We start from the raw sequence: 26,306 nt of genomic DNA, 5'->3' as shown, positions 1-26,306 counted from the left end.
GAATTCTATAAATGGGGGAACTAAAATGAAAAAATTATTAATTCTGTTAGCAATGCTCACCGTGATCATCGCCGGCTGCGGCAAAAACAGTTCAACAAGCGGCGACAGCAGCGATTCTTCAAAAAAAGTAACCATTAACTTTACGCATTGGCGAGGAGAAGATACGAAAGCCTTTGATTCTATCATTGAGCAATTTGAAAAGAAAAACCCAAATATTCATGTAGAGATGACCGTCTTTCCTTCGGATTCATATCAATCACAAATTCAAGGATCTCTACTCTCTGGAGAAGGCATCGATGTATTTGCTAGTTTTCCAGGAAGTCAATTTGAAACGATTCGCAAAGCAAACGGTTTTGCAAAGCTGGACGACCAAAACTTACTCAGCAAATTTGACGAAAAGCTAATCCAAGCGGGTAAAGCGGATAATACGCAATATGCTCTTCCTTATCAGCTAGTCTATAACATCCCTGTCTATAACAAAGGCATTTTTGAAAAACTAAATTTAGATGTTCCTAAAGACTGGAATAGCTTTTTAAAAACAGCTGAAACATTAAAGAAAAATGGTTACACGCCGATTTTATTTTCAGGAGACGTAAGTCCTTCTCAATTTATTAACCCAATGATTATGAATAACGAACCTACAAATAACGCCCTTCACGAAGTAGAAACGGGCAAGCGCAAGCTAACTGATGAATGGTTTATCAAAACCCTATCTCAAATTAAAGAATTAAATGATAAAGGTTACTTCCAAAAAGATGCTCTTGGTACGAAAAAAGAAAGTGCTGCAGCACTTTTCGCTCAGGAAAAAGGCGCAATGCTTGCTCAAGGTTCTTATATGATGGCTACAGTCAAACAGCAAAATCCAAAGATTGATCAAGGTTTGCTTGCACCGATTACAGTGGATCAAGATAAAGCCAAATACGAAGGTGTTCATACCACAACATTCTTATTAGGTGTTGCTGAAAAATCAAAACATAAAGAAGCTGCTAAGAAATTTTTAACTTTCCTTGCAGATCCAAAGATTTCTTCTGAGTATGCAAATGCTACTGGCCAGTTATTAACGGTCAAAGACGTGAAATATGATTCACCTGAACTCAAAGAAAGCGCAAAGTGGAAAGACAAAAAAACGGTCTTCCAACCTCGATTTACCATTTTAAATGAGCGCGTATCAAAAGCTGTTGAAACATCTGTACAGGACGTACTATCCGGTATGTCAGCGAAAAAAGCTGCTGAAAAAGCACAAGGAGAGGTAGAACGTGTCGCTAAAAACTAATACGTCTATTCAAGAGGAAGAAAAGAGAACCCCTTCGTTCTCTTTTCCTCTCTTTTCATTTAAAAATATCTCTAAAAGCAGGCATCTATGGTTGTTTTTGCTTCCTGGTTTTGTCATATATACGGTTTTCTTTGCATTGCCAACGCTTTCTGCTTTATTTTTAAGTACAACTGATTGGAATGGATTGTCTTCTCAGTTCTCATTTGTAGGGTTTCAAAACTTCAAAGAAATTTTAACAAACGATGCTATTTTCACACAGTCGCTTACAAACAACTTAAAGTTCACAATTGGCGTGCTGATCTTTCAAACGTTATTGAGCTTAGGCTTTGCACTTTTACTTTATAGAAATTCTGCATGGAATACATTTTATCGCTCACTCTTTTTTGTACCGACGATTATTTCGTCCGTGTCGATTGCGTTCACGTGGAACTTTATGTATGACCCCAACATTGGAGGAGTTAACCTATTTTTAAGTAAAATAGGCCTTAAGCATTGGACACAGTCTTGGATTGGAAATGGACATATCGCCATTTACAGCTTGGCTTTTGTACAATTTTGGGCACATACTGGTCAAATGCTTATTATTTTTGTAGCTGGAATTCAAGCTATTCCCAGTGAGTTATATGAAGCTGCTAGTATTGATGGAGCAACACGATGGCAAAAATTCAAGCGCATTACGTGGCCTCTTTTAGCTCCAGCTACGACAATGGTTGTGGCTTATACGACCATACAAAGCTTTAAAGCATTTGATTTAATCATTGCAATGACAAATGGAGGTCCCTCCAACTCAACTGAAATTCTTTCGACACTTCTTTATCACGAAGCTTTTATTAATTTTCGTTTTGGCTATGCCTCTGCCATTTCCGTTGTATTTATGATTGTGATTGCTCTTTTAACGTTTCTTCAATTTCGCGTACTTCGCCTGACCAAAATGTAAAAGGAGATTCTTTTATGAAACAAAATCCATTCAGACATCTGATTTTAGGGATATACGGTTTAATCATTCTTTTGCCCTTAAGCTTGGTTTTATTAACAACCTTTAAAACAACGCCTGAACTTTACAGCAACCCAATTGGATTACCAGCAGGCTGGAATATTGAAAATTATAAACAGCTGCTCGTCAATGAACCCATCTTTGGCTATATTCAAAACAGCGTGATTGTTACCGTCTTTAGCACGTTTTTTATTCTATGGTTTTCAAGCATGATTGCTTACGCTATTATTCAGCTACCTCAAAAGCTTGGATGGATTGTATACGGCTTTTTTGTTTGCGGAATGATTGTCCCTACTCAAGTCAATATGATTCCTGTCTTTTTGCTGATGAATAAGCTTGGACTGGTCAATACGCTAACAGGGGTCATTATCGTCTCCATAAGTTTTTTGCTTCCTATCGGTGTGTTTATTATAACGGGGTTTATGAAAACTTTGCCAAAGGAACTATTCGAAGCCGCTCGCATGGACGGGGCGTCAGAGTGGAAAATATATTCAAAAATCGCTCTTCGACTCTCCATACCTTCAATGGCTACAGTAGGAATTTTTTCGTTTGTGATCGTGTGGAATGATCTGTTATTCCCTTTGCTATTATTAAAATCTAAAGAAGTAAAAACGCTGCCTATTGCATTATTGGACTTTCAAGGGGAATTTCTAACCAATTACCCTATGCTGTTTTCAGCAGTCGTTCTTTCTTCTATTCCATTATTGATTGCGTACGTGTTTTTGCAAAAGCATTTCATTTCAGGAATGACCTCTGGGGCATTAAAATAGCAGGCAAGAAAATCACGCTTCCCTGCCTGCCCCTTTATTCTATAGGATTATTTTTTAAAGCACGCTGAGGTTTCGGTTTCTCTACTATTAGGTGTTGGTAAACGTACATTAAAGCAGCTTTTAACAGAAAGATACCTAGCAAATGGTACTCTTTAAATGTGCCTACCCTAAAAAGCTTTGCACGGCTCATAGCTCGTTGAAAAGGATAAACAAAAAATGTATCTACGATTGCATTTAATAACATATACCTTCCAAAATGGCCATATGTGAACTTTTTAATCCATAAAGAACCTGCTAAAAATGGACCTAAGAGTAAAGCAGCTTCACCTGTTAAATATGGATGAGGAGGATTAGGGAATATCCACCACTTCTTTTTTTCAGCAATATAGCTTTCAACCATAATTAAAAAGGAAATAAACATAGTAGATGATAAATAGCGCTTAATATGCTGTCGTCCTATAAAAGGGATGGTTAACCATGAAAGAAGCATCATCCCGCCAAAAACCCGTGCTGATCGATTTTTTCTCATTTTATCACCTCTTAGGTTTTAGTATGAGATTTCCCTTTCGTAAATATGTTAGAAATAAGCTAATCATTTCTCGTTTTAAGCCTGCTATTGAAAAGAAATGAATACATATATTGCCCTGCTACTCGCCCATACTATAAAAAAACATAATGGGGTGAGTACATGCATGATTATTATGACGGACTATATAAATACCTGCTTAATGCTACGTTTTGGTTTATTTTATTAATTGTCGTGCTCGGGATAGGCATGTTTGGAATGCTAGCTTATCGCGGTTTAAAAAAGAAATAACGTAAAAAAGCCAAGCTGTTTTTACACCGCTTGGCTTTTTGTATTTATTGATCGTTGCGTGGAGGACGAGGTCCCCAGTACTGATAGTAGTCTGTTTTAATAAATCCGTTAAACAATTTGCGTTTTTTCGTCGCTTTTTTACCGTAGTACTGTTCAAACTGTTCATGAGATGTAAGCATATAAATCGACCACGTATCAAGCTTAGAAAACGCTTCGCCCATTTCAGCGTACATTTTTTCAACAGAAGGACGATCGCTTAAACGTTCGCCGTACGGAGGGTTACCAATAATGATTCCATATTCTTTCGGCGTCGTAAAATCGCGCACTTGCATTTGCTTAAATTGAATTAAATCTCCAAGTCCAGCTTCAAATGCATTTTGCTCCGCTACTTTTACCATACGATGGTCAATATCATGACCAGCAATATCTAGCACTTGGTCATAGTTCGCTAAGTCTTCTGCTTCTTCGCGCGCTTTGTCCCAAATGCTTGCTGACATCCACGGCCACTCTTCTGATAAGAAGTCACGATTAAATCCTGGTGCAATATTTTGACCGATAAGCGCTGCTTCGATAGCAATTGTACCAGAACCGCAGAAAACATCGACAAACGGACGATTCGCATTCCACGGCGTTAGCATAATTAAAGCAGCTGCCAGCGTTTCTTTTAAAGGAGCTTCCCCTTGTCCTACGCGGTAACCGCGCTTATGAAGTCCTGCACCGCTTGCGTCAATTGTTAATGTAGCAACATCTTTTAATAACGCTACTTCAATTTTAAACGTTGACCCCGTTTCTTCGAGCCAGCCTGTTGTTTTGTTATAATGTTTTTTCATGCTGTCAACAATTGCTTTTTTTACAATGCTTTGACAATCTGATACGCTGAACAATTTAGATTTAATTGATTTTCCCGATACAGGAAACTGTGCATCTACGGGCAAATAATCTCCCCAATTTAATGCTTTTGTTTGTTCAAAAAGCTCATCAAACGTACGAGCTTTGAACTGTCCAACCTGTACTTTAATTCGATCTGCTGTACGAAGCCATAAATTGCATCGAGCAATTGCAAGCTCGTCTCCTTCAAAGATAACCTTGCCATTATCTACTTCACATTCATATCCTAAAGCACGCACTTCTTTAGCGACTAGTGCTTCAATTCCCATTGCTGCTGTTGCAATAATTTTATATTTCGCCATTTTTCAACCTCATTTTGTTTCTAATTATCTACACTAAGTGTAAAAGTACCATATACATGCGCCGTAGTCAAAGCTTTCTCCGTCTTTTTATCAAAATGCAGAAACTGCTCGCTCTTGGTAGAGCCAGCAGTTTCTTTACATATGTCGCATATAGATTTGTTTTTAAAAGCTTTCCATTTTAAAATTGCGCAATCGGTTGCTCAACTTGTTTATGAAAGTAAGTATACACGTGTTTCATATGGGTGCAGCGTACATTGTTCAAGCGTTTCGTTTTTATCCAACGGATAATTATGAATCAGCACTTCTATGTTTGTAAATGAGCTCTCTGAAGGAAACTCGAACGTTTGATTATTCGGTGACATATTACAAATAACAACAGCGGTTTTACCTTCTAATGTTCGCGTATACGCGTAAATAGCGGAATCTTCTTCTGCCAACAGCTTATAAGTTCCATACACCAGCACATCATGCTGTTTTCTAATTTTAATGAGCTGTTTGTAAAAATTCAGTACCGAATTCTTATCACTTTTCTGCTCTTCTACGTTAATGTCTACGTAATTTGGGTTCACTTTCATCCAAGGGTTTCCGGTAGAAAATCCTGCACTTTTTTCTGTATTCCACTGCATTGGCGTCCTTGAGTTATCGCGGCCTGTTTCCCAAATAACTTTCATAATCTCGTCATGTGAATCGCCTTTTTCACGCTGAATACGGTAGTAGTTAATCATCCCAACATCATCATAATCATCAATAGAATCAAATTTAACATTGGTCATTCCAAGTTCTTGTCCTTGATAAATAAACGGTGTTCCTTTCATTAAAAAGTATAGTGCAGCTAAGCACTTTGCACTTTCCACTCGGTAAGCTGTGCTGCCGAATTTATTTACAGAACGAATTTGGTCATGATTTTCTAAATATAAAGCGTTCCAGCCGTTAATTTTTTCTAAACCATTTTGCCAATTAGTTAAAATTGTTTTTAACTCGATTAAATCAAGCGGTTTTTCTTCTCCTTTATCCCACAGTCCCATATGCTCGAACTGAAAAATCATATTGAAGTTTCCGCCATCTTCAGCTACCCACTCATCTGCGCTGTCCGATGTTACACCATTTGCCTCTCCAACCGTCATAATATCGTATTTGGCAAACGTTTTTTCTTTTAGCTCTTTTAAATGTTCTTGAATTCCCGGTCGATTCATATGCCCTTCAAACGATGGCACATAATCTAGCTTTTCAGGGTTCGGCAGATCTGGGAAGCCGGCCACTTTCTTAATATGCGAAATAGCATCTACACGAAAGCCGTCAATTCCTTTATCTAACCACCAGTTAACCATTTCATAAAGCTCATGACGTACTTTTTCGTTTTCCCAGTTTAAATCGGGCTGTTTTTTAGAAAATACGTGCATGTAATATTCTTTTGTCTTTTCGTCGAACTCCCAAGCTGATCCGCTAAAAATAGATTCCCAGTTGTTTGGCTCTTTTCCATCTTTACCTTCGTGCCAGATATAATAATCACGATATGGATTCTCTTTAGCAGACCTAGATTCTAAAAACCAAGGATGTTCATCTGAAGTATGGTTAATAACTAAATCCATAATCAGCTTCATTCCGCGATGGTGAACTTCATCTAACAGCTCATCAAAGTCTTCCATTGTTCCAAAATCTTTCATAATATCTTTATAATCACTGATATCGTAGCCATTATCGTCGTTAGGAGACTGATAAATCGGGCAAATCCAAATGACATCAATTCCAAGATCAGATAAATAGTCTAATTTTGAAATAACCCCTTGAATGTCACCAATTCCGTCGCCGTTTGAATCCATGAAGCTTCGCGGATAGATTTGATACGCAACAGCTTCTTTCCACCATTTCTTTTCCATGTGCTCAACCCCTCAAAATAGTGCTTTTACGTAAGCGTTCGCCTTTACGCATATCGCTATTTTATAATGAATACATGCAAAAAAATAGGTTTTTCACAAAAAAAATCGTTATTCTCTTTTGAATAACGATTCTCACTGCGCTAATTTGTGTTTAAAGGCATAAATGACGGCTTGAGTTCGGTCCTGCACATCCAGCTTACTTAATAAATTGCTCACATGTGTTTTTACCGTCTTTAGCGCAATAAATAATTCGTCTGCAATCTCTTGATTTGTTTTACCTTGTGTCATTAAAAGTAAAATTTCCATTTCACGAGCTGTGAGTTCTTCATGAGGTAAAGACGGCTTTCTCATTTTAGACATCATTTTACCGGTTACTTCAGGCTCTAATACAGATTCCCCCTCATATGTACGGCGAATAGCAGCTGCAATTTCTCCTGCTTTAGACGTTTTTAATAAGTAGCTTGTTGCCCCTGCCTCTAGAGCGGGATATACTTTTTCGTCATCTAGAAAGCTAGTGACAATAATTACTTTTGCTTCCGGCCACTGCTTAATGAGCTGTTTTGTTGCTTCAATCCCGTCCATTTCTTCCATGACTAAATCCATTAAAATAATATCCGGGCGCAGCTGAAGCCCTAATTCAACGGCCTGTTGGCCATTGGCTGCTTCAGCTATTACATGAATGTCTGTTTGAGCCGACAAATACGCTCCTACGCCAATACGAACCATTTCATGGTCATCTACTAACAGTACATTAATCATTTTGCTTCTCCTCTCTTTCTACTAACGGTACTTTTACTTCTAGCTTTGTTCCTTTGTCGGGCAAACTAATAATTTTTAATAGGCCTCCAATTTCAACTGCGCGTTCATACATATTTTGCAGACCGTACGATCCGACTTTCTCCTTTTCTACATCAAAACCAACTCCGTTATCCAAAATACGTAAAATAATGGAAAAGTCACGTTTGATCAGCAGCACGTCTAAAGCTGTTGCATTTGCATGACGCAGCGTATTTGATACGGATTCTTGCAAAATTCTAAACAAGTGGTCTTCAATGCCTTTATCAAGTTCAAACCCTTCTATTTTCCAATTTAATTCAAGCGGTACTTTTTGAGCAAGCTCATTCATCAGTTCTTTCATTCCAGCCTGTAGCGATTTTCCTTTTAATGCTGCAGGACGAAGATGAAGAAGCAAAGCCCTCATTTCAAGCTGTGATTGATTAATCATTTTTTCAACCATCTTTAATTGCTTAGCTTCAGAGTCTTGTAGCGTAAGATTGGATTCCGTAATAGCAGACATAAGCATCGAAGCGGCAAATAGCTGCTGACTAACGGAGTCATGCAGTTCTCTAGCAAGCCGATTTCGTTCTTGAGAAACAATTTCTTGCACTTGCTTTTGCTGATTTTCCACTTTTTCCGTTGCCATCTTTTGAGATTGCTGCGCTTGAAGAATCATTTTATGATCTACTTTGTTTAAACGGCTTATAATTCGAGACGTTTCTTGAATAAGCGGTTCATTTGCCGACATATGCCGGTGGCCATTTTCTATTTCATATAATCGGTTTTCAACATATGTCCACTGCTGTCTCCACATAAACCCCATGATTCCTCCAATCACGCTTCCAATCGTAAGGCTTAAACTGAAGGAAAACAGCACAAAAGGCATGCCAAATACGCTCGTTTTCCATAAGTCGCTAAGTTGAAAAACAGGATATGCAAAAAACACGGTAAAGAGCACGGATACAAATACAAAAAAACTTAAGAAAATCCCCCACAATAACTGCCGTTGAAGAATACTCATATCCTTTGCACCTCTAAATCTCCAATCACAACAGTTGTAACAATCTTCACCCTATGAGCAGATTGATCAAATTCCTCTGTTTTGATAGACAAATTTTCATTGAACGAAAAGCCGCGCTGATGGCCAAAAACCGTTACGTTTCCTGCTAGTTTAGAATGATTCACAGATACTTCTGTTTCGTAAGGAATGAGCACTTTAATATTTCCAAACACTTGACGAATAAAGATAACCGCATCGCCTTTTGGCAGAACAGTATTGCTTAAATCAATCACAATGTCTCCCCATACGCTTTGAATATTAATATCATCCCATTCGTATACGGAGTCTTCGGTTCTTTGACTACCAAGAAGTTTATTCGTCAAAACCGGCCGGACCTGAACCAAACTTTGGTTTGGCTGCTGTGTCAACTCGTCAGTTGGTCTAAATTCAACCGGATGCTTTCGTAATTGAATAAATCTAAGTAAAAAGTACAGGAAAAGAGCAATAACTAAAAACTTAAAGGCAACCGTATTAAATATATTCAACACAAGCCCAATAACGCCAATCCAAAATAACATACGCCCTAATTTTCTTCTCATTTTTTTTCGCCCAATATACATGAACGCACCGGCAATTAATACAGAAAAGATCAAGCCGCTGTGAAAAAACATAATTTCAATAAACAGGACAAATAAGCTGCAAATAAAAATGAACATAAGAGATTCTGTTTTGTTTACGCTTTGCACAGCTCCCTCTCCTTTCTCCTCGTAGATGACATAGCGTTCTTTGGATGCTGCAGATATCTATTCTCTCACCTTAAAAAGACGCAGAAACCTACGCCTTTTTTAGAATACCATGTTTTATGCAGAAACACTGATTTTTTACGATGATTTTACTCTTTTTTCTAATTCAGCAATCTTGCTGTCTACCGTTTGTCTGTAGTAATTTGTATTAATTTGATTTTCAAGCTGGTCAATATAGGTTTCCATTTCGTCAAACTGACTGTAGGACGCATAAGATGCTTCCGTTTTCATTACTGAATTCATACGATGGTGCGCACGGGCAATATTTTCGCGCCCCATTAGTTCCATACGGCGAATATGCATATCTTTTACCTTATGCTTCATTTCTTCATACTTTTGTTCAAGCTCTTCTAACTGCTTGGATGCATCTTCATAAGATTCTTTTACACGCTTTGCTCTCTCTTCGTAGTGAGCATGCTCTTTTACAATAAATTCATGTAATTCTGCTTCTTCAGCTGCTTGCGCCACTTGTGCTTGCTCATGACGTTTTTTCATCATGTCAAGTGCCAGATGGTATTCGCGATTAAACTGCTCTTTTAACGTGTGCTGCCGCTCAACAAGCTGCCTTACCTTTTCAGTCTCCTGCTCGCATTGGCGCAAATAGTGATTTAACGAAGCAATTGGATTTTTTTGTTCTTTGTGATCAAGTAATTGATGAAGGTCTGCAGAAATCGTTTCTTTCATTCGAGTAAATAAGTTTCTCATTTTGTTCATCTCCTTAGATAATAAAGTGAAATTTTATTATTTTTGATTTAAGTCAGCCCACTGACGTTCAAAGTGCTTAAACGGATCTTCTTTTTCCATTTTTATAGGCCTGCTGCTGTTCCACTTTTTATATACAATGTAAAGTACTACTGCTGCGATGATACCAGCAAGAGCCGGAAGGTTTGAAACGGTTGTTAAGAGTACGACGACACCAATAAACCCCCAGAACCATTTTTTAAAGGGGGTCTCTGCTTTAACAAACCCTTTAAATGCTACGTACAAAATAACCAAGCCAAGCGCAAGTCCTACCATGGGGCCAGCATTTGCAAGAAGAACGATAGCAGCTACCGCTCCAATCAAAAACAAACCAACTTTTTTCATTTTGTTTCCTCCTTTCGCTTCTCTATATACTTAGTTTAAGGATGATAACGTTTTTTCAAAACGAGCTAGAGCTTTATTTTCTCCTAAGACCTGAGGCTGACAACAAGCTCAGCCTGATTGTACAAAAAAAATGACAGCTTATGATAAGCTGTCATTTTGACATAAAAAAAGCTCTTCCGTTATATGAAGAGCTGGGTTGGATTAAAATATAGTGTATAACAACTATTGTCGATTGCTTTTCAATAACGTTCTGTAAGCCATGTTTTGTACCATTGTACTGCAAGCGGCTAGCTACCTCGTACTCCGGTGGCAATTATCTATCTACAAAATGTAACCATTTTGTCCTTCCTTCCGTTCAGTTCCTTCCAGAAAGTTCCCCTACCATTATTTGGGTTTCTCGCTCGAGGGGTTTACCTCGTTCCACTCTTATCATTTCTGATAAGACTTCGTCACTGTGGCACTTTCAGAGTAGTCAAGCCATATCTTAAAAAGACTTAGGCTTTTTCCCCGCCGTTAGCTTTTAACAGCTACCCTAGCTTATGACTTCGCTAGGCACGAACACTACAGACATCGCAGTCTGTGCGAGCATGGACTTTCCTCTACATCCTCATATGTGATGCAGCAATTACCCGAACGTTATTGATAACGACTTTCCTTAGTATAATAAAAATAGGAGTTGAATGCAACTCCTATTTTTAGGTTATTCGTATAATTTACTTCCAAACACATGTTTTTCTAAGTTTGACAAACGTTTTAAAATATCAAAGTTTGTCGTACCCGCTTGCTGCTGCTGTTGAGCCGGCGGCGGGGTAAACGAAGGTTGTTGCGGCTTTTTAGATAACTCTTCTACTTGCTTTTTTAAGCGTAAATTTTCAGTTTGTAATGCTTCAATTTCTTCATGAAATGCTTCATAATCTTTAATAACAGAATCTAGATACTTATCTACTTCTTCTTGATTATAGCCTCTCATGCCTGTTTTAAATTCTTTTTCTAAAATTTCTTTGGCCGTTAAACGAATTTTATCAGCTAACATCTCTATCACCTCGAATACGATAAACCTTATCTTTATTATAATTCATTTTTTCAAAAATAGCTTCAAATGTCAATTTATCTTTTAAAATGTTTCGTCAAGTGGCGTTAAAAAGACGAAAATTTTTCTTCATCCACGATATCCTGTAAGTCGTGAGACGTCACCATTATAATAGGGTATTCTTCTCGTTCAGCACGCTTTTTAGCCGTTTCTAACATATATTTAGGACTTCCTTCGTGCTCTTCGTCGTAAACTAAACAAATACCTTCACTTTTTTCTACTAAAAATTGATTTTTTAACCGAAACTGTGCTGGACTTTCATATTTCTTTTTTGTGATGCTATCTACATAATCTGCTTGACTTAAGACAAATTCATACAATTCTTTATTGACGTCATTCCATTTTTCTTCCTGCTCCAAAAATGGGGTTAAAACAGCTAACTGAAGCTCGGGATAATCGAGCTGCAGATCAAATACCACTTCTGCTGCCCAAATCTCTACTCCTAGCTGGCCACTAATCAATACCCATTCTAATCCATCTTCTACTAATTCCTGTAATTTTTTATAGAGCGCTTTTTTTATGTATGTAATGCCTTGATGTTTTTCATTAAAAATTCCAAGTTCGAATGGCTTATAACCAGTAACCGTTAGCACCTTCATTATATAACTCCTTTGTAACAAAATAGAATAGGAACTGATGTAATCAGCTCCTATTAACGTACATTATCTAAAATACCCTGAATTAGGTCCTTGATGCGCGCCTTTTGTATGACAGCTTCCTTGGCCGCAACCTTTGTGTCCAGGATAACTAGCGCCTGCTACTTGACCTGGGTAACCTCCTTGGCCTGGAAAACCAGCTCCACCTACTTGACCTGGGTAGCCTCCTTGGCCTGGATAACTAGCACCTGCTACTTGACCTGGGTAACCTCCTTGACCTGGGTAGCCTCCCATTTGACCTGGATAGCCTGCTCCACCTACTTGAGTTGGATATTGCTGCGCACCGCCAAAAAACTGTTGATTTGAAGTTTCATTTACAACAGATTGTGTTTGCGGGAAGTAATGCACGTGCTTCACATTTGTATGATTCACCAATGTATTATGACTTGGATGAATGTGAGGTACAACTACCTCCTGAGAAGTAAACTGTGTGCAGCATTTTGTTGGATGCACAATTGGTGGCATACATTTTGTTGGTCTTGGATACATATCCTTTTTCCCCTTTCACTGTTTAGTTATTACACTATTACAATATGTGAAGGGTAATGTACATGTACTAAGACAAACACCTATTTTTGACCTACATAAAGGAGTTATACGAATTTTTCAAACTGCTTAAGACAATTACTGTTAAACAAATTAATGCGAAAAATGATACTAAAATCACATTTTTCATGAGGCCTCTCTCCATCTCACCAAAGTTCTGTTTTTAAGCTGTAAGAATCAGTCTTACATTGACTAATTTTATCAATGACTGAAAAATAGAACAATATAAAACGTCTACAAAAACAAAAGAATAATAATTCTGAATATTTTAAAATAAATCAGCTGAAGCCTATCCTTTAGCTGATTTATTTTTTAATCTAAGAAGTCTTTTTTCAAGCGCTTCCTTCGACGTTTTTTTCGTCATTCCCCTGAGTTGATTCCACTTCTCCGAGGCTAGCTCAGTATATAGAAGTGCTTGATGAACATCTTTGAGACGATGCTCATAAATTTTAGCTAACTCAACCAGTGCTTCTATAGCGACGTCACCTTCACATGTTTGAACCAAGGGTTCAAACATGTCCACTGCCTCTTTCCAACTCTTCTCTTTTTTATAATGATAAGCCATCGCTAGCTGAGCTTTTTCATGCTCTTCTTTTTCTTTTTCCGCTACGCCTTGATAAAGAGAGAAAGCGTGCTTGTCCTCCCCCAACTGCTCATACCACCTTGCCACTTCATATGTTTCTTTTTCTGTAAACTCCTCACTAGTAAGGAGATGTTTTGATAAATGAATGTATAAGGTAATAAGCGATAAAATATCATGTTCATTATGTTTCATAATGTCGAATAAGCCTCTTGGATTTTTCGTTTCAATAAAATCAAAATAAATCATGGGAGCTAAGAAACCGGGAATATCATCAACTCGTTCAATTCCAAGTATTTCTTTTTCGACATTCGCAAGCTTAACCGAACCCATTTTATGTTTCCACAGCCTTCTTGACGCATGCAGTAAATCAAAGTGACCGAACTTAGGCAGCTTGGGCAAATGATCTCTCAATAGCGTATGGCGAGTCTTGACGTGAGGCCAATCGAAAGATTTACCATTATAAGTCACAAGCGTCGTGTAGTCTACTTCTTTTAAAAAACTTTCATAAAATGCTACTTCTCCACTTGGCTCGGTTAATATATGCTGACGAAAAACGACGGAATCTTTTAACACCCTTGCGTATCCTAGCAAAAAGATAGTCGTTCCCGTACCTGTACTAAGCCCCGTCGTTTCCGTATCAAAGAAAAACAAATCTGAATATGTGTGGCCTTTTGATGAAAGCGGATGAGCAACTGTAGACTGATTCCATACTTCCACTACTTTTTTCAGCTCATTAAATTCATAATGTCCATGCTTGTAGTCGAGCGGGTAAACCACTTCTCTGATCATACAGTAGCTGTCTTCGGCAAAGTAAGGCGCAGCATGATTTCCCTTCCATTCCTGCTCATAGGGAATAGACGCGCCCTTAGATCGCTGGGGGGTACTTTCAACCGGAGGCTTCGCTTCTGTAACATGAAGATGCTTTTTCATACGGTTTAATTTATTTTTAAAAGACACGAGTTCACCTACTTTGCAGTTGTTGTAGCAGTACGAGCGCATCGCTTTTCGCGTGTTCTCCCTGTGCTTCCATACCAATACAGGACGGACAGCCGCTTTCGCAAGAACAATTTACAATTAATTGATTAGTTTGACTTAGCACATCATTCATTTGTTCGTATACTTTATCGCTTAGGCCAATGCCTCCCGGGTATCGGTCATATAAGAAGATAGTGGGCTGTTCATTGTGCACCGCTTTTATCTGAGGCACTACATGTAAATCAGAAGGATCGCACATCACCATAAGCGGTGCAATTGACTGAATGGCATTTGCCACGGAAATAAGAGCTTGTTCCAATCGTTCTTCAGATTCGTGAAACTGTTCTTTTTCAAAGCTTAGCCACACGGCATTTGTATGAAGCTCTTCTTCCGGAAGTGAAATGGGACCTGACCCTATGTTTTCATGCGTCTCAAACTTTATTTTTTTAAATATCGTCGCCATGGCGCTGACCATTACATCGCCATAACTGATTGAATATGTCCCTTCCAGTCGTTCTTTATCAGCTTCTAGAACCTTCAAGTTAACCGCCAAGTTTGCATCGGTAAAATAATCTACATCGACTTCACGAACATACGCTTTTTTCTCATCCCAGTCCAAGTATTCTACTTGATACTGAATGCCTTGATGCAAGTAAATCGCCTCATCATGAAGAAGCGTCATAGCACTAAAGCGATCCATTTCTCCAATTACTTTCACATTTGCAACGTCCGATTGATCAATGATGACAACATTTTCTTGGGATGCAGAGCGCAGACTGATATTATGAGCTGGGAAGGAATCATTCATCCAGTACCATTTATCTCCGCTAAAATGAATCACTCGTTCTTCTTGCAAAAACTCCAGCACGTCTTCAATTTCTACCCCATCAAATGTTTCTCCCTGCTTAAACGGCAGCTCATAGGACGCACATTTTAAATGATCGACTAAAATAACAAGATTATCAGGATTAATTCGAGCTGTTTCTGGATTTCTGCTAAAAAAGTAATCCGGATGCTGAATCATATACTGATCAAGCGGACTTGAACTTGCGACCATCACAATGACGGCTTCTCCATGACGTCTTCCTGCTCGTCCTGCTTGTTGCCAAGCGCTTGCAACCGTGCCTGGATAACCTGTCATTACACACACCTGCAGCTGCCCGATATCCACTCCTAGCTCTAAAGCATTCGTACTGACTACCCCGTAAATACTTCCCTCTCGAAGTCCTCTTTCTATTTCGCGTCGCTGCTTCGGCAAATATCCTCCTCGATACCCTTGAATAGACTTATGTTGAAGCTGGTTTTTTACGAGCTCCTGCAGATACGTTAAAATAATTTCCACTCGTACTCGGCTTCGTGCAAATACAATCGTTTGAATTTTATTTTTCAAAAACTCTCCTGCAATATTTCGCACTTCAAGCGTAGCACTTCTTCTAATGTTTAAAGGTTTATTCACAATAGGCGGGTTATAAAAAATAAAATGTTTGCGGCCGCTAGGCGCTCCGTTGTTATCTACTAACATAACATGAGCTCCCGTTAAATGTTCAGCGAGTTCTCTTGGATTAGCGATGGTCGCTGATGTACAAATAAAGATAGGATCGCTTCCATAGTAGCGGCAAATTCGCTTTAACCGGCGGATAACGTTGGCTACGTGGCTTCCAAAAACACCGCGGTACGTATGAAGTTCATCAATCACAATGTATTTCAGATTCTCAAACAGTGATACCCATTTTGTATGATGAGGTAAAATAGCTGAATGAAGCATATCCGGATTCGTAATAACGATATGCCCTGCTTTTCTCACCTTTTGGCGGATATTTGCCGGAGTATCTCCATCATACGTGTAGCTATTGATTGGCACTTCCATTTCTTCAATGATTTCATTTAATTCACTTTTTTGATCTTGGGCAAGCGCTTTTGTTGGGAACAAATAAAGAGCTCGAGCTTGATCGTTTTCCATAATACTTTGCAGTACCGGCAAGTTGTAGCACAGTGTTTTCCCCGAGGCTGTTGGCGTAACGGCCACAACATTCTTCTTAGCTGTCGCCAAATCAAACGCTGTTTTTTGATGCGTATAAAGCGAACCAATTCCTCGTTTTTCAAGTGCTTCCCGCAGTTTCGTATGCAAAGAAGCTGGAAATGGCGCAGTTTTAGCTTCTTTCTCTTCGATTGTATGCCAATGAACAATATTTTGCTGATACGATGGATTCGTTTGCAAGATATCTATTACTTCTTGTAAGTTTTTTCGTATTCTCATTTTCATCACCTGCTTCTATTTTAACGAATGAACGTTCGATAGAAAACCATAAGTTTTTGTATGTTTTTGGTGGATTCGGACATGGTATTAATACAGTAAATTTTTCAAGGAGATGTTAAAAATGGGAAGCCCTTATCTTTGCCCCAGCTGCAAAACAAATCGAACGCGCTTTAATATCATTGAACAAAATGCAAAACCTGTAAAAATGGACCCAAGAAGCGGAGACGTCGTAGAAGAATACACAAACGATACGCTCGATGCCTTTCACGCTGCTTATAACGGACCCCAAAAACGCATTCAGTGCGGAGCTTGCGGCTTAGTAGAAGATGAAACCATGTTTGTACGGCATGCTGAATCAAATAAACTTCAATAAAAAAAGGTGGGGCCCTTTGGTCTCACCTTTACTCCTATAACTCTTAGTGCTTTTTCTTGATGGAAAAGCAGACATTTTCATCTAAAAAATTCATGTCTTTTCTTATACAAACATGCTAAAATACCTAAAAAAAGATATGGAGATGATGGTCATGTCATTTCTTCTTTCGCTTTTACCTTTCTCCTTTCTGAAGAAATTTCGTTTCCCTTCAGGAAGAGAAGTTAATGAAGATAAAATGTTCGATAAAACGAATGCAGAAATGCTTCAACAAAGAGTCAAGCTAGTTTCACTTGCTCTTGTCATTTCCTACCCTCTTTATATTTATATAGGGTTTTCTTTACTTCAACATGCGGGGACATCTCAGTTTAGACATACACTAATTGGTATTCATTTCACTAGTTTCGCTCTCTCTTCTCTTTATTTATTCTTCTATTATTTTAGTAAAAGAAAAGAGCGATTTGCTAACTACTTAAGCACCATGGTATATGGCTATATATTTTATTACGTATTTGCTGCAGCACTTTCTACTATTAACAGTCAGCTTTTCACAGGTCGCGTAGACGTCTATATGATGCTTTTGATTTCCACAGCTGTTTTATGTCCTATGAAATTAAAACATCTGTGCATTATTTTTATTCCTAACCATCTTTTTTTACTATATGGCTTATCACGATATGTACCGGATTCTTTTTCTCTTATTTCAAAGCAGATCAATACAACTGCAGCAGTTGCTATCGCTTTGCTTATCTCATATATTCTCTATACATACCGTCACAAAGAATATATGAATCATTTACAGCTAAAAGAAAGCGAACATAATTTTTTTACGCTGTTCAAAATTAATCCCTATCCTTTACTATTAACGAGATTATCCGACCACAAAGTGCTGCTCATTAACAATAAAGCTATTCATTTTTACAATCTTGCTTCTCAAGATCTTGATCAACTAGACGGATTTATAATCTACCCTACTGATGAAGATCGAGAGGAGATTTTAAAACGTCTTCAACAAGAAAAGCATGTAAAAAACTACATCCTAGAAGCACGTGAACATGGAGATTCTAAGTGGGTTATGATCAATTATGAATTACTAGAGTATCAAAGCGAAAGCTGCATACTCGCAGGTATTACCGATATAACCGATTTAAAAGCGGTTGAGCATGAATTGAACTTGCACGCTTCAACTGATATGCTAACCGGAATTTTAAATCGAAGAAGCGGAATGGAAAAACTGCAGCTGGAACTGCTGAGAGCTAAAACCAATGATACATCTTTTGTATTATGTTTTATCGATATTAATTCCTTAAAACTAGTAAATGATCAATACGGTCATAGAGAAGGCGACTGGCTTATTAAAACAATAGCAGAATCAATTAGTGGTTATATTAGCAAGGATGATACGCTCTTTCGCTACGGAGGTGATGAGTTTTTATTAATTGCTCCTGAACAAACGGAAGAATACGTACACGAGCTGTGGCAAAATATTAATAATCAGCTAGAAGATAAAAAGAAAGAATGTAAGAAGCCATATGCACTGTCTGCGAGTTACGGGTTTATTATATGTGCGCCTTCAGACGACACCAATCTAGATACATTAATTCAAAAAGCAGATGCTGCCATGTATAAGCAAAAACATACGCGCGTTTCTTCCATCTTTAAGTAAATCATCGAAGTCCTTGCGCCATCGCATCAAGTAGATTCGCTAAATAGAATGACCAAGGAATAAATCCGTACATGAATTACGCATGCACTTTCTTTCTTTGCAAAGAAAAACTATAATAGATGATGCAAGTATTTTACTGATATATGGAAAGGACGTACATATGTTTACAATTAAAGAATATACAGCTGAACAATTGCAGGATCCATTTGGTCTCCTTCTAGGTGAACGCTATGAATTTCATTTATACATTGAGGTAGAAGAAGAGGATGAATTATATACCGGCAGCGACCTAGCACTACGCGTAGTGTATATTAAAGGCGAAGATAACACTTCTATTGCCCAGACTCATTTCTACGAAGTTTCAACAAATAAAGTATTAGACTTCGACCTAGAAGAAGAGGAAGAAGCAGCTGTCAAAGAGTTTTGCGGGAAGCATTTACCTTCAGAGGAAGGGACAGATAAAGAGGAATAATTAAAAGCGGCTGGAACAAAAGTAGTTTAGTAAAAATCCGAACGATGAATTGAGATTCCTGATGGAGAATCCAACTCGTTCGGATTTTTTCGTAGTGATGATGAACGTAGGTTTCATGTATGTAGGTGCTTATAGCTGTTGATTGGAGGGCAAGGCTCAGCGCCCGCCCGCGGAAAGCGCAGTCTTGCACGGAAACCAACAGCGATGTAACAAGCAATTCATACTAGAGAATCCATTCCATTTGTTCTTTGTTCGTCTTTAGATGGGATCGATTTCGTTATGTATCAATATCTTTTTGATTTCGTTTTTCCATTAGCTTTTTAACTACTTCTTTTGGTTCCCAGCATGTAAACTGATAAGCAGGACGAGTTTCATAGCCTAGTCTCTTGCATTGATACTTCATTCCCTTATCCAATTTAATGCTTTGAAAATGTTGACATGTGGCACAGCAATGAAATGAACTCACGCCTTCCCTTCTCCCCTACTTTAATCTATTTTCTTAATCATACAAATAAAACAAATTTGCACAAAAAAAGCTGCCGATCGGCAGCTTTCATATGTAGCGTTGAATTATAATTTTACAACATTCTCCGCTTGAGGTCCACGTTGGCCTTCAACGATTTCAAATTCAACTTTTTGGCCTTCTTCTAATGTTTTGAAGCCTTCAGATTGGATAGCTGAAAAATGAACAAATACATCATTTTCGCCTGGTACTTCGATAAAACCGAAGCCTTTTTCACTGTTAAACCATTTTACTGTACCTGTAGTAGCCATGTAAAAAAACCTCCAAAAAATGTAAAAATTTTAATATGTTACTCTATATTTACATTTATACCGTAAATAAAAAATTCACATATTATAAAAGAGACCTACGCGAAGTAGATCTCCTTTATAACAAGTGAATTTTCACTAAATCTAATTCGAGTATATGGTCAAAACATAGTATTAGTTATATTTGGTTGCGTTTACATTATACTATACCTATATGTAGAATGCAAATATTTGGCCACCTTTAACATATGGCTCATCTGTTTTACAAGATATTTACCTTCCTTACGTCAACATGTTATCAATATGGGCGTCGATAATTTCTTTTCGTTTATTTTGCAGGGTTTCAAATAATAGCTTAGCTTCTTCTGAAGTTAACGCAAACGTTGTTGTTTCTTCATGGTTTTCTTCTTTTGTATGAAGCACAAATATGCTTTGTCGGATTTCACTCATACATATTCCTCCTTTTTCGATAGTATAGGCTTTTTTATATTTTTCATGTATGCTTCACACGTTTTTAACAAATTATAAGAAAGGTTAAAACTTATAAGGAGTGATACTATCATGAAGAAATCGTTTTTGTTTGTTGTAGGCTGCATGACGACCCTTTCTTTATTCGGCTGCAGCACAGCAGATCAAGGTAAAGATGGCGTCATTGACGATAATACAGTCCGCAACGTCACATATGAAAATGGAAACAATAAAACGAAAATGAATGACGTAAATAATACGCAAGACGTACAGCGTAATGAGAAAGAACAGTACAATCAGTCCGGCGGAATGAGAGTAGCCGATGTGGCAGCTGATCGTATCGTAGCGTTAAAAAATGTAAAAGATGCTAACGTAATCGTAACCGACCATACAGCTTATGTAGCAGCTGTATTAGACGATAACAAAGAAGGCAATCTCACAAAAGATATGGAGCATAAGATCGCACACGAAGTACGAAAAGCCGACGGCAGTGTTCATCGAGTGTTTGTATCAACAAACCCCGACTTTGTAAACCGTATGAATGGATATGTAGACAAGCTTCAAACGGGTAAACCAGTCTCTGGACTGTTTGACGAGTTTTCAGAAGTTGTTCGCCGCGTGTTTCCAAATTCACGCTAATATACATGAATGTCAAAAGAGCATTTTATAAAATGCTCTTTTTATTTTACCCATTGCATAAAATATTGCATAAAAAATGCACTTATAAGTTTCTGAATATTTTTATTTTATTTTATTTTGAAAACGTTTTCATTTCTTTGTTATAGGGGGATAGGGGATTTTCGCCTCATGTATTTTACGGTTTTGTGGGTTGATAGTAAGGGAAAAGTTTGTTAGTTTTAGAAACCATAAGATGTTTGCATGGCGAGTAGTGCTCGTTTCATGCATAAAAAATGCATAAAGGGGAGATTTGGTGGATATTGGTGTTTATATTTCACTGGGCATTTATTTTGTAGGAATGCTCGGAATAGGATGGTATGCCTACACAAAAACAACTCAAGACGTATCGGGTTACATGCTAGGCGGACGCGGACTAGGTCCGGCTGTTACTGCGCTTTCAGCAGGTGCTTCAGATATGAGCGGATGGATGTTAATGGGCCTTCCTGGATCCATGTACGTGACAGGTCTTTCAAGTTTATGGCTTGCAGTAGGTTTATCTATTGGTGCTTATTTAAATTATTTAATCCTCGCTCCGCGTCTTCGCACTTATACGGAAGTAGCGAATGACTCCATTACAATTCCGGACTTTTTTGAAAATCGCTTTGGGGACCATGCCAAGGTTCTTCGAACAGTATCAGCGATTGTTATCTTTATTTTCTTCACTCTTTACACTTCAGCTGGTATGGTATCAGGCGGAAGATTATTCGAATCGGCATTTGGTTTAAATTACCAAATAGGACTATTTGTAACGGCTGCTGTCGTTATTGCCTATACTCTGTTCGGCGGTTTCTTAGCCGTTAGTTTAACAGATTTTGTGCAAGGCGTTATTATGTTCATTGCCCTTGTTTTAGTGCCTATTGTAGCCTTTACTGACTTAGGCGGCGTTGGAACAACAATGGATATTGTAAAAAATATCGATCCAACTTACCTTGATTTATTTAAAGGTACAACCGTAGTAGGGATTATTTCTTTTTTAGCCTGGGGACTTGGCTATTTTGGTCAACCTCATATTATCGTTCGCTTTATGGCGATCTCTTCTATTAAAGAATTAAAGCCTGCCCGTCGTATCGGTATGAGCTGGATGATCCTATCAATCATTGGCGCTATGTTAACGGGTCTTGTTGGAATTGCTTATGTGGATCAAACTGGGATGAAACTTGGGGATCCTGAAACAATCTTTATTAAATTTGCTGATGTTTTATTTAATCCATTAATTACTGGATTTTTATATGCAGCTTTATTGGCAGCGATTATGAGTACTATTTCTTCTCAGCTGCTTGTAACGGCAAGCTCTGTTACAGAAGATTTTTATAAAACATTTTTCCGACGTAAAGCCTCTGACAAAGAGCTTGTAACAGTCGGAAGAGCTGCGGTTTTAGGTGTTGCAATTATTGGTATTTTGCTTTCTTTAAAGCCTAGTGATACGATTTTAGGACTTGTCGGATACGCATGGGCTGGATTTGGTTCTGCATTTGGCCCGGCCATTTTACTAAGTCTTTACTGGAAGCGTATGACTAGATGGGGAGCCCTTGCAGGAATGATTGTAGGTGCAGCTACAGTATTAATTTGGGTAAATACTCCATTGAAAGATGCCCTTTACGAAATGATTCCTGGATTTTTCTTAAGCTTGCTGGCTGTTATTGTAGTAAGTCTGTTAACAAAAAAGCCTTCAGAAGCTGTAGAAGATCAATTTAGAAACATGGAAAGCGTATTAGAACAGCATACAAAATAGTAAAAAAAGTACACAAGTTACGACTTGTGTACTTTTTGCTTTTAATGCAAGCCCTGCAGTCATATATATGTACTAAAGACGGATTAAGGAGGGTTTTTACATGCAACATTCTTATTTCCCTTACGAACCTACACAGCCACTGCGCGTAGATACACAAAATAGAGAAATTAAAGTAACTGGTGAAGGAACTGCTTCAGCCATTCCAAATGAAATTTCCATGACGATTGGAACGCGCACGGAAAACCGAGACGTTCAAGAAGCCTTAAAAGAAAATTCAGCTGTTTCAAATACTCTGCTGCAAGAGATGAAAAAACTTGGAATCAACGACCAGCAAATTGAAACAGCTTCATTCACTATAAATCCTAAATATGATTACAGCGATGGAAAATCGACTCTTACGGGATACGAAGTACAGCATTTGTTTAGAGTAAGAGTACAAGATGTAAAACAAGCTGGCGATGTTTATAACGCTACGTTTTCAAGCGGAGCCAACGTAGCGCAAGATCTTCAATTTCACGTTACAAATGATGATAAATATGAACAAGAAGCGATAAGTAAAGCTTTGCTTAACGCTAAAGAAAAGGCCTTTACCATTGCCAACACGCTGCAGCTCCCTATTAACCAAATCCCCATTTTAATCGAAGAAGGCCCCGTCTATCAGTCATCTGGCTCCTCGCCTAAGTTATTAGCAGCCTCTCCCCCTATCCAAGCTCAGTCCTTGACTGTATCCGCTTCTGTAAAAGTTACGTACACGTATTAATACTTATGATAAACTATAGATTATTATAATGAAGAAACTAATCTAAAGGAGCTCTTTGCACAATGACTTCTGAACATTTACTAGCAGCTTATCAGACCCTATGGTTGAACCGTTCTTTCGCTTCTAAACAAGCCCTGACAAGTGAAGATCAGCTTCACGAAGCCATTCTGAAAGATTTAAAAGATGAAATGACTCATCCACGCGTTCGGCAAACACCGTATGTAAAATATCATCTTGGCATAAAAAGAATTCTAAACAGCAGTCTTTCCTCTGATGAAAAAGTTGCGCTTACGTCCCTATACACAAACCTTTTAGATAGCTGTATATAACAAAAAAAGGACTTCCTTAATGGAAGTCCTTTTTTTATTTAATTAACGCTTTTTCTTCTAAGCTTTGAAAAACAGCGTTAAAGTCTTGCTTCAAATCCTCGAATTCCTCTAACCCTACTGAAAGGCGAAGAAGTGAATCAGTAATTCCTTTTTCTTCACGTACTTCTTTTGGGATACTTGCATGAGACATTGTTGCAGGATGCGTGAGAATGGATTCAACTGCACCTAGACTAACGCCAATTGAAGCTAATTTGACTCCTTGTAAAATATGTCGTGCTACTTTTTCATCCTGCACTTGGAAAGAAATCATAGCTCCGTATCCATTTGCTTGTTCTGAAATGAGTTTGTGGTCCGGATGACTTTTTAAGCCTGGGTAGTATACACGGCTCACTAGAGATTGTTCTTCAAGCCACTTTGCAAACTGCAGCGCTGTTTTTAACTGCTGATCTAAACGAACTTTTAATGTCTTAATGCCTCGAAGCAGTAAAAAACAATCCTGTGGCCCCAAGATAGCACCAAAAGCATTTTGTACAAACTTTACTTCTTCCGCTAGCTTTTCATCGCTTACTACAACTAAACCGCCAATGACGTCACTGTGGCCGCTGATATATTTTGTAGCACTATGAATGACAATATTTACACCAAGGTCAATCGGCTGCTGTAGATAAGGTGTTAAAAACGTGTTATCCACAATTGTAAGGAGATTGTGCTCCTTCGCCAAACTTGCTACTGCTTTAATATCCGTTACCTGTAAAAATGGATTTGAAGGGCTTTCGATATAGATAGCCTTCGTATCTTTTGTGATAGCTTCTTCTACTTTCTCAACCTTCGTTGTATCAACAAAAGTTGTTTTGATACCAAACTTTGAAAATAATCGTGTTAATACACGATATGTCCCGCCGTACGTATCGTGTGAAACTAAAATTTCATCCCCTGATTCAAAAATAGATAACACCGATGAAATAGCAGCCATACCTGATGAAAAAGCAAAACCAGCGTATCCATTTTCTAGCTGAGCAATAGTGTTTTCTAAAGCCTCACGCGTTGGGTTTCCTGAACGAGAATAGTCATAGCGGCCGTTGTTCGTCTCATCTTCTTGGTTAAATGTAGATACTTGATAAATAGGTACGTTAACCGCTCCAAAATGACCGTCAATTCCTGTATTTGCATGAATTAAGTTCGTACCAAATCTATGTTTATTATTGTTGGTATGCATCAAATGCCTCCTTCAAATCTTTAATTAAATCATCTGCGTGCTCAATTCCAACTGATAATCGAAGTAAACAGTTTGTTACTCCGACACGATTTCGAATTTCCTCCGGAATGTCAGCGTGTGTTTGACGAGCTGGGAATGTCATTAAACTTTCCACGCCTCCTAAGCTTTCTGCAAATGTAATAACTTTAACATTTTCTAAAAGTACTGACACGATGTCAGGGTGTGAGACAGCAAAAGAAATCATGCCTCCAAATCCAGTTGCTTGTTTCTTCATGATTTCATAGCCCGGATGTGTTTCAAGACCAGGGTAATACACTTTTTCCACGAGATCATGAGCAGTAAGCCAATTTGCAATTTTCAGTGCGTTTTCGTTATGTTTTTCCATACGAAGCGCTAGCGTCTTAATACCGCGCAATAACAGCCAGCTATCTTGTGGACCTAAGATTGCCCCAGCTGCATTTTGATAAAAACGAATTTTTTCTCCTAAGCTACTACATCGAGCGACTACAAGACCAGCAACTACATCATTATGACCCCCAATGTATTTGCTTGCACTATGTATCACAATATCTGCTCCAAGCTCTAAAGGACGCTGATAGTAAGGGGACATGAATGTATTGTCAATGATAGTAAGCAAATCATGCTGTTTAGCTAACGCAATTGCTTCTGGCAAATCAGTCACGTGCATCATTGGATTTGTAGGTGTTTCAATGAATAAAGCTTTCGTGTTGGGACGAAGCGCATCTTTTACTTGCTCGAGATGGGCTGTGTTGACGTACGAAACAGTAATTCCTTGCTCTGAAAAGATTTCATTTAGTACTCGGTACGTTCCTCCGTATAAATCCTCTGATACAATTAAATGATCTCCGTTTTTAAATAGCGCTAAAACTGACATTACACCCGCCATTCCTGAAGCGAATGCTACTCCTACTTCGCCTTTTTCTAAAGCAGCAATTGCTTCTTCCAATGCCGTACGAGTAGGATTTGCCGTACGTGCATAGTCAAATCCTGTACTTTGCCCTAAAGCAGGATGAGCAAATGTTGATGCTTGGTAAATGGGTGTTGTAATAGAACCTGTTGAAGGGTCACGACCTACTCCTGAACGAACTAATAAAGTTTCAATTTTCATCTATTTCTCTCCTTAACTCAA

29 protein-coding genes and 1 other RNA gene are annotated in these 26,306 nt (G+C 38.2%); 11 read left to right on the top strand and 19 right to left on the bottom strand.

What is annotated here, in order from left to right; all coding sequences use genetic code 11:
* The first annotated feature begins 25 nt into the window (after positions 1–25).
* Genes CEQ83_RS07265 through CEQ83_RS07255 form a run of 3 tightly spaced genes read left to right on the top strand, consistent with a single transcriptional unit; the run spans position 26 to position 3,037 of the window.
* Entirely contained in the window at positions 26–1,273 is a 1,248-nt protein-coding gene (locus tag CEQ83_RS07265; RefSeq protein WP_034266533.1) for an ABC transporter substrate-binding protein, read from the top strand.
* Positions 1,257–2,210, top strand: coding sequence for a carbohydrate ABC transporter permease (locus tag CEQ83_RS07260; RefSeq protein WP_099000105.1), 954 nt, complete (start codon positions 1,257–1,259; stop codon positions 2,208–2,210). Before CEQ83_RS07265 ends, CEQ83_RS07260 begins: the two co-directional genes overlap by 17 nt.
* A 14-nt stretch (positions 2,211–2,224) precedes the next feature.
* Positions 2,225–3,037 (top strand): carbohydrate ABC transporter permease, encoded by an 813-nt coding sequence (locus CEQ83_RS07255; RefSeq protein WP_099000108.1) that lies wholly within the window; start codon positions 2,225–2,227, stop codon positions 3,035–3,037.
* Positions 3,038–3,071: 34 nt separating this feature from the next.
* Here CEQ83_RS07255 and CEQ83_RS07250 read toward each other — a convergent pair whose 3' ends face one another.
* The gene (locus CEQ83_RS07250; protein WP_028414049.1) at positions 3,072–3,566 is read right to left on the bottom strand and encodes a hypothetical protein; all 495 of its coding nucleotides are present in this window, start codon (positions 3,564–3,566) and stop codon (positions 3,072–3,074) included.
* A gap of 159 nt (positions 3,567–3,725) precedes the next feature.
* On the opposite strand from CEQ83_RS07250, the gene CEQ83_RS27565 reads away from it, so the two are divergent.
* A complete protein-coding gene (locus CEQ83_RS27565; RefSeq protein ID WP_013056148.1) occupies positions 3,726–3,854 on the top strand; it encodes a hypothetical protein in 129 nt (42 codons plus the stop codon).
* Between the two features lie 44 nt (positions 3,855–3,898).
* Here the strand turns inward: CEQ83_RS27565 and CEQ83_RS07245 are convergent, their stop codons facing one another.
* The 13 genes from CEQ83_RS07245 to CEQ83_RS07185 form a co-directional block, all read right to left on the bottom strand.
* Positions 3,899–5,044, bottom strand: a complete 1,146-nt coding sequence (locus CEQ83_RS07245; RefSeq protein WP_099000110.1) for a THUMP domain-containing class I SAM-dependent RNA methyltransferase — start codon at positions 5,042–5,044, stop codon at positions 3,899–3,901.
* Between the two features lie 209 nt (positions 5,045–5,253).
* Entirely contained in the window at positions 5,254–6,921 is a 1,668-nt protein-coding gene (locus CEQ83_RS07240; protein WP_155017135.1) for a glycoside hydrolase family 13 protein, read from the bottom strand.
* Positions 6,922–7,053: 132 nt separating this feature from the next.
* Positions 7,054–7,680 (bottom strand): response regulator, encoded by a 627-nt coding sequence (locus CEQ83_RS07235; protein WP_028414052.1) that lies wholly within the window; start codon positions 7,678–7,680, stop codon positions 7,054–7,056.
* Positions 7,673–8,719 (bottom strand): sensor histidine kinase, encoded by a 1,047-nt coding sequence (locus tag CEQ83_RS07230; protein WP_154991537.1) that lies wholly within the window; start codon positions 8,717–8,719, stop codon positions 7,673–7,675. Before CEQ83_RS07230 ends, CEQ83_RS07235 begins: the two co-directional genes overlap by 8 nt.
* Complete coding sequence (liaF, locus tag CEQ83_RS07225) at positions 8,716–9,444, bottom strand: cell wall-active antibiotics response protein LiaF (protein WP_028414054.1); 729 nt, start codon at positions 9,442–9,444, stop codon at positions 8,716–8,718. The genes CEQ83_RS07230 and liaF overlap by 4 nt, the downstream gene beginning before the upstream one ends.
* Positions 9,445–9,579: 135 nt before the next feature.
* Complete coding sequence (locus CEQ83_RS07220) at positions 9,580–10,206, bottom strand: PspA/IM30 family protein (protein WP_028414055.1); 627 nt, start codon at positions 10,204–10,206, stop codon at positions 9,580–9,582.
* 36 nt (positions 10,207–10,242) lie between these two features.
* Positions 10,243–10,587, bottom strand: coding sequence for a lmo0954 family membrane protein (locus CEQ83_RS07215; RefSeq protein ID WP_028414056.1), 345 nt, complete (start codon positions 10,585–10,587; stop codon positions 10,243–10,245).
* Between the two features lie 248 nt (positions 10,588–10,835).
* Positions 10,836–11,224: RNase P RNA component class B (gene rnpB / locus CEQ83_RS07210), an RNA gene on the bottom strand.
* A 63-nt stretch (positions 11,225–11,287) separates the two neighbouring features.
* On the bottom strand, positions 11,288–11,620 hold the full coding sequence (gene gpsB, locus CEQ83_RS07205) for a cell division regulator GpsB (protein ID WP_013056140.1): 333 nt from the start codon (positions 11,618–11,620) through the stop codon (positions 11,288–11,290).
* 104 nt (positions 11,621–11,724) lie between these two features.
* The gene (locus CEQ83_RS07200) at positions 11,725–12,276 is read right to left on the bottom strand and encodes an SLOG family protein (protein WP_028414057.1); all 552 of its coding nucleotides are present in this window, start codon (positions 12,274–12,276) and stop codon (positions 11,725–11,727) included.
* Between the two features lie 63 nt (positions 12,277–12,339).
* Entirely contained in the window at positions 12,340–12,822 is a 483-nt protein-coding gene (locus CEQ83_RS07195; RefSeq protein ID WP_154991538.1) for a spore coat protein, read from the bottom strand.
* Positions 12,823–13,168: 346 nt separating this feature from the next.
* A complete protein-coding gene (locus CEQ83_RS07190) occupies positions 13,169–14,419 on the bottom strand; it encodes a ribonuclease H-like domain-containing protein (protein WP_154991539.1) in 1,251 nt (416 codons plus the stop codon).
* 4 nt (positions 14,420–14,423) lie between these two features.
* Entirely contained in the window at positions 14,424–16,694 is a 2,271-nt protein-coding gene (locus CEQ83_RS07185; RefSeq protein ID WP_098627134.1) for a DEAD/DEAH box helicase, read from the bottom strand.
* Positions 16,695–16,815: 121 nt separating this feature from the next.
* Here CEQ83_RS07185 and CEQ83_RS07180 point away from each other — a divergent pair, with 121 nt between their 5' ends.
* The 3 genes from CEQ83_RS07180 to CEQ83_RS07170 all read left to right on the top strand — a co-directional run bounded on the left by CEQ83_RS07180 (position 16,816) and on the right by CEQ83_RS07170 (position 19,202).
* The gene (locus CEQ83_RS07180; protein WP_013056134.1) at positions 16,816–17,067 is read left to right on the top strand and encodes a hypothetical protein; all 252 of its coding nucleotides are present in this window, start codon (positions 16,816–16,818) and stop codon (positions 17,065–17,067) included.
* A 151-nt stretch (positions 17,068–17,218) separates the two neighbouring features.
* Positions 17,219–18,730 (top strand): sensor domain-containing diguanylate cyclase, encoded by a 1,512-nt coding sequence (locus CEQ83_RS07175; RefSeq protein ID WP_033578434.1) that lies wholly within the window; start codon positions 17,219–17,221, stop codon positions 18,728–18,730.
* A gap of 160 nt (positions 18,731–18,890) precedes the next feature.
* Positions 18,891–19,202, top strand: coding sequence for a DUF6509 family protein (locus tag CEQ83_RS07170; protein ID WP_028414061.1), 312 nt, complete (start codon positions 18,891–18,893; stop codon positions 19,200–19,202).
* Positions 19,203–19,479: 277 nt separating this feature from the next.
* Here CEQ83_RS07170 and CEQ83_RS07165 read toward each other — a convergent pair whose 3' ends face one another.
* The 3 genes from CEQ83_RS07165 to CEQ83_RS26975 form a co-directional block, all read right to left on the bottom strand.
* A complete protein-coding gene (locus tag CEQ83_RS07165) occupies positions 19,480–19,668 on the bottom strand; it encodes a hypothetical protein (RefSeq protein ID WP_028414062.1) in 189 nt (62 codons plus the stop codon).
* 104 nt (positions 19,669–19,772) lie between these two features.
* Positions 19,773–19,976 (bottom strand): cold-shock protein, encoded by a 204-nt coding sequence (locus CEQ83_RS07160; RefSeq protein ID WP_013056130.1) that lies wholly within the window; start codon positions 19,974–19,976, stop codon positions 19,773–19,775.
* Positions 19,977–20,255: 279 nt separating this feature from the next.
* The gene (locus CEQ83_RS26975; protein WP_165573336.1) at positions 20,256–20,423 is read right to left on the bottom strand and encodes a hypothetical protein; all 168 of its coding nucleotides are present in this window, start codon (positions 20,421–20,423) and stop codon (positions 20,256–20,258) included.
* A gap of 111 nt (positions 20,424–20,534) precedes the next feature.
* On the opposite strand from CEQ83_RS26975, the gene CEQ83_RS07155 reads away from it, so the two are divergent.
* The 4 genes from CEQ83_RS07155 to CEQ83_RS07140 all read left to right on the top strand — a co-directional run bounded on the left by CEQ83_RS07155 (position 20,535) and on the right by CEQ83_RS07140 (position 23,940).
* Positions 20,535–21,080 carry a YhcN/YlaJ family sporulation lipoprotein gene (locus tag CEQ83_RS07155; protein ID WP_033578433.1) on the top strand — a complete coding sequence of 182 codons (546 nt, stop codon included), beginning with the start codon at positions 20,535–20,537 and terminating at the stop codon, positions 21,078–21,080.
* Between the two features lie 292 nt (positions 21,081–21,372).
* The gene (gene putP, locus CEQ83_RS07150; RefSeq protein WP_028414064.1) at positions 21,373–22,851 is read left to right on the top strand and encodes a sodium/proline symporter PutP; all 1,479 of its coding nucleotides are present in this window, start codon (positions 21,373–21,375) and stop codon (positions 22,849–22,851) included.
* A gap of 100 nt (positions 22,852–22,951) precedes the next feature.
* On the top strand, positions 22,952–23,611 hold the full coding sequence (locus CEQ83_RS07145; protein ID WP_154989268.1) for an SIMPL domain-containing protein: 660 nt from the start codon (positions 22,952–22,954) through the stop codon (positions 23,609–23,611).
* Positions 23,612–23,673: 62 nt separating this feature from the next.
* Positions 23,674–23,940: a hypothetical protein gene (locus CEQ83_RS07140; RefSeq protein ID WP_028414066.1), complete on the top strand. Its 267-nt coding sequence runs from the start codon at positions 23,674–23,676 to the stop codon at positions 23,938–23,940.
* Positions 23,941–23,974: 34 nt separating this feature from the next.
* Here CEQ83_RS07140 and CEQ83_RS07135 read toward each other — a convergent pair whose 3' ends face one another.
* Positions 23,975–25,156 carry a trans-sulfuration enzyme family protein gene (locus CEQ83_RS07135; RefSeq protein ID WP_028414067.1) on the bottom strand — a complete coding sequence of 394 codons (1,182 nt, stop codon included), beginning with the start codon at positions 25,154–25,156 and terminating at the stop codon, positions 23,975–23,977.
* Complete coding sequence (locus tag CEQ83_RS07130) at positions 25,140–26,285, bottom strand: trans-sulfuration enzyme family protein (protein ID WP_033578432.1); 1,146 nt, start codon at positions 26,283–26,285, stop codon at positions 25,140–25,142. Before CEQ83_RS07130 ends, CEQ83_RS07135 begins: the two co-directional genes overlap by 17 nt.
* Positions 26,286–26,306: the final 21 nt, after the last annotated feature.

Origin of the sequence: Priestia megaterium, assembly GCF_009497655.1 — a bacterium.
In the GTDB taxonomy this organism is placed as follows: Bacteria; Bacillota; Bacilli; order Bacillales; family Bacillaceae_H; genus Priestia; species Priestia zanthoxyli.
The sequence above is the reverse complement of the archived record's forward strand: the minus strand, read 5'-3'. Positions and strand labels throughout refer to the sequence as shown.

Excerpts from the sequence above, each read along its gene's own strand:
- CEQ83_RS07265 (WP_034266533.1), top strand. The coding sequence starts at position 26 with ATGAAAAAATTATTAATTCTGTTAGCAATGCTCACCGTGATCATCGCC.
- CEQ83_RS07255 (WP_099000108.1), top strand. The coding sequence starts at position 2,225 with ATGAAACAAAATCCATTCAGACATCTGATTTTAGGGATATACGGTTTA.
- CEQ83_RS07250 (WP_028414049.1), bottom strand. The coding sequence starts at position 3,566 with ATGAGAAAAAATCGATCAGCACGGGTTTTTGGCGGGATGATGCTTCTT.
- CEQ83_RS27565 (WP_013056148.1), top strand. The coding sequence starts at position 3,726 with ATGCATGATTATTATGACGGACTATATAAATACCTGCTTAATGCTACG.
- CEQ83_RS07245 (WP_099000110.1), bottom strand. The coding sequence starts at position 5,044 with ATGGCGAAATATAAAATTATTGCAACAGCAGCAATGGGAATTGAAGCA.
- CEQ83_RS07240 (WP_155017135.1), bottom strand. The coding sequence starts at position 6,921 with ATGGAAAAGAAATGGTGGAAAGAAGCTGTTGCGTATCAAATCTATCCG.
- CEQ83_RS07235 (WP_028414052.1), bottom strand. The coding sequence starts at position 7,680 with ATGATTAATGTACTGTTAGTAGATGACCATGAAATGGTTCGTATTGGC.
- CEQ83_RS07230 (WP_154991537.1), bottom strand. The coding sequence starts at position 8,719 with ATGAGTATTCTTCAACGGCAGTTATTGTGGGGGATTTTCTTAAGTTTT.
- CEQ83_RS07220 (WP_028414055.1), bottom strand. The coding sequence starts at position 10,206 with ATGAGAAACTTATTTACTCGAATGAAAGAAACGATTTCTGCAGACCTT.
- CEQ83_RS07215 (WP_028414056.1), bottom strand. The coding sequence starts at position 10,587 with ATGAAAAAAGTTGGTTTGTTTTTGATTGGAGCGGTAGCTGCTATCGTT.
- gpsB (WP_013056140.1), bottom strand. The coding sequence starts at position 11,620 with ATGTTAGCTGATAAAATTCGTTTAACGGCCAAAGAAATTTTAGAAAAA.
- CEQ83_RS07200 (WP_028414057.1), bottom strand. The coding sequence starts at position 12,276 with ATGAAGGTGCTAACGGTTACTGGTTATAAGCCATTCGAACTTGGAATT.
- CEQ83_RS07195 (WP_154991538.1), bottom strand. The coding sequence starts at position 12,822 with ATGTATCCAAGACCAACAAAATGTATGCCACCAATTGTGCATCCAACA.
- CEQ83_RS07185 (WP_098627134.1), bottom strand. The coding sequence starts at position 16,694 with ATGAGAATACGAAAAAACTTACAAGAAGTAATAGATATCTTGCAAACG.
- CEQ83_RS07180 (WP_013056134.1), top strand. The coding sequence starts at position 16,816 with ATGGGAAGCCCTTATCTTTGCCCCAGCTGCAAAACAAATCGAACGCGC.
- CEQ83_RS07175 (WP_033578434.1), top strand. The coding sequence starts at position 17,219 with ATGTCATTTCTTCTTTCGCTTTTACCTTTCTCCTTTCTGAAGAAATTT.
- CEQ83_RS07170 (WP_028414061.1), top strand. The coding sequence starts at position 18,891 with ATGTTTACAATTAAAGAATATACAGCTGAACAATTGCAGGATCCATTT.
- CEQ83_RS07160 (WP_013056130.1), bottom strand. The coding sequence starts at position 19,976 with ATGGCTACTACAGGTACAGTAAAATGGTTTAACAGTGAAAAAGGCTTC.
- CEQ83_RS26975 (WP_165573336.1), bottom strand. The coding sequence starts at position 20,423 with ATGAGTGAAATCCGACAAAGCATATTTGTGCTTCATACAAAAGAAGAA.
- CEQ83_RS07155 (WP_033578433.1), top strand. The coding sequence starts at position 20,535 with ATGAAGAAATCGTTTTTGTTTGTTGTAGGCTGCATGACGACCCTTTCT.
- CEQ83_RS07145 (WP_154989268.1), top strand. The coding sequence starts at position 22,952 with ATGCAACATTCTTATTTCCCTTACGAACCTACACAGCCACTGCGCGTA.
- CEQ83_RS07140 (WP_028414066.1), top strand. The coding sequence starts at position 23,674 with ATGACTTCTGAACATTTACTAGCAGCTTATCAGACCCTATGGTTGAAC.
- CEQ83_RS07135 (WP_028414067.1), bottom strand. The coding sequence starts at position 25,156 with ATGCATACCAACAATAATAAACATAGATTTGGTACGAACTTAATTCAT.
- CEQ83_RS07130 (WP_033578432.1), bottom strand. The coding sequence starts at position 26,285 with ATGAAAATTGAAACTTTATTAGTTCGTTCAGGAGTAGGTCGTGACCCT.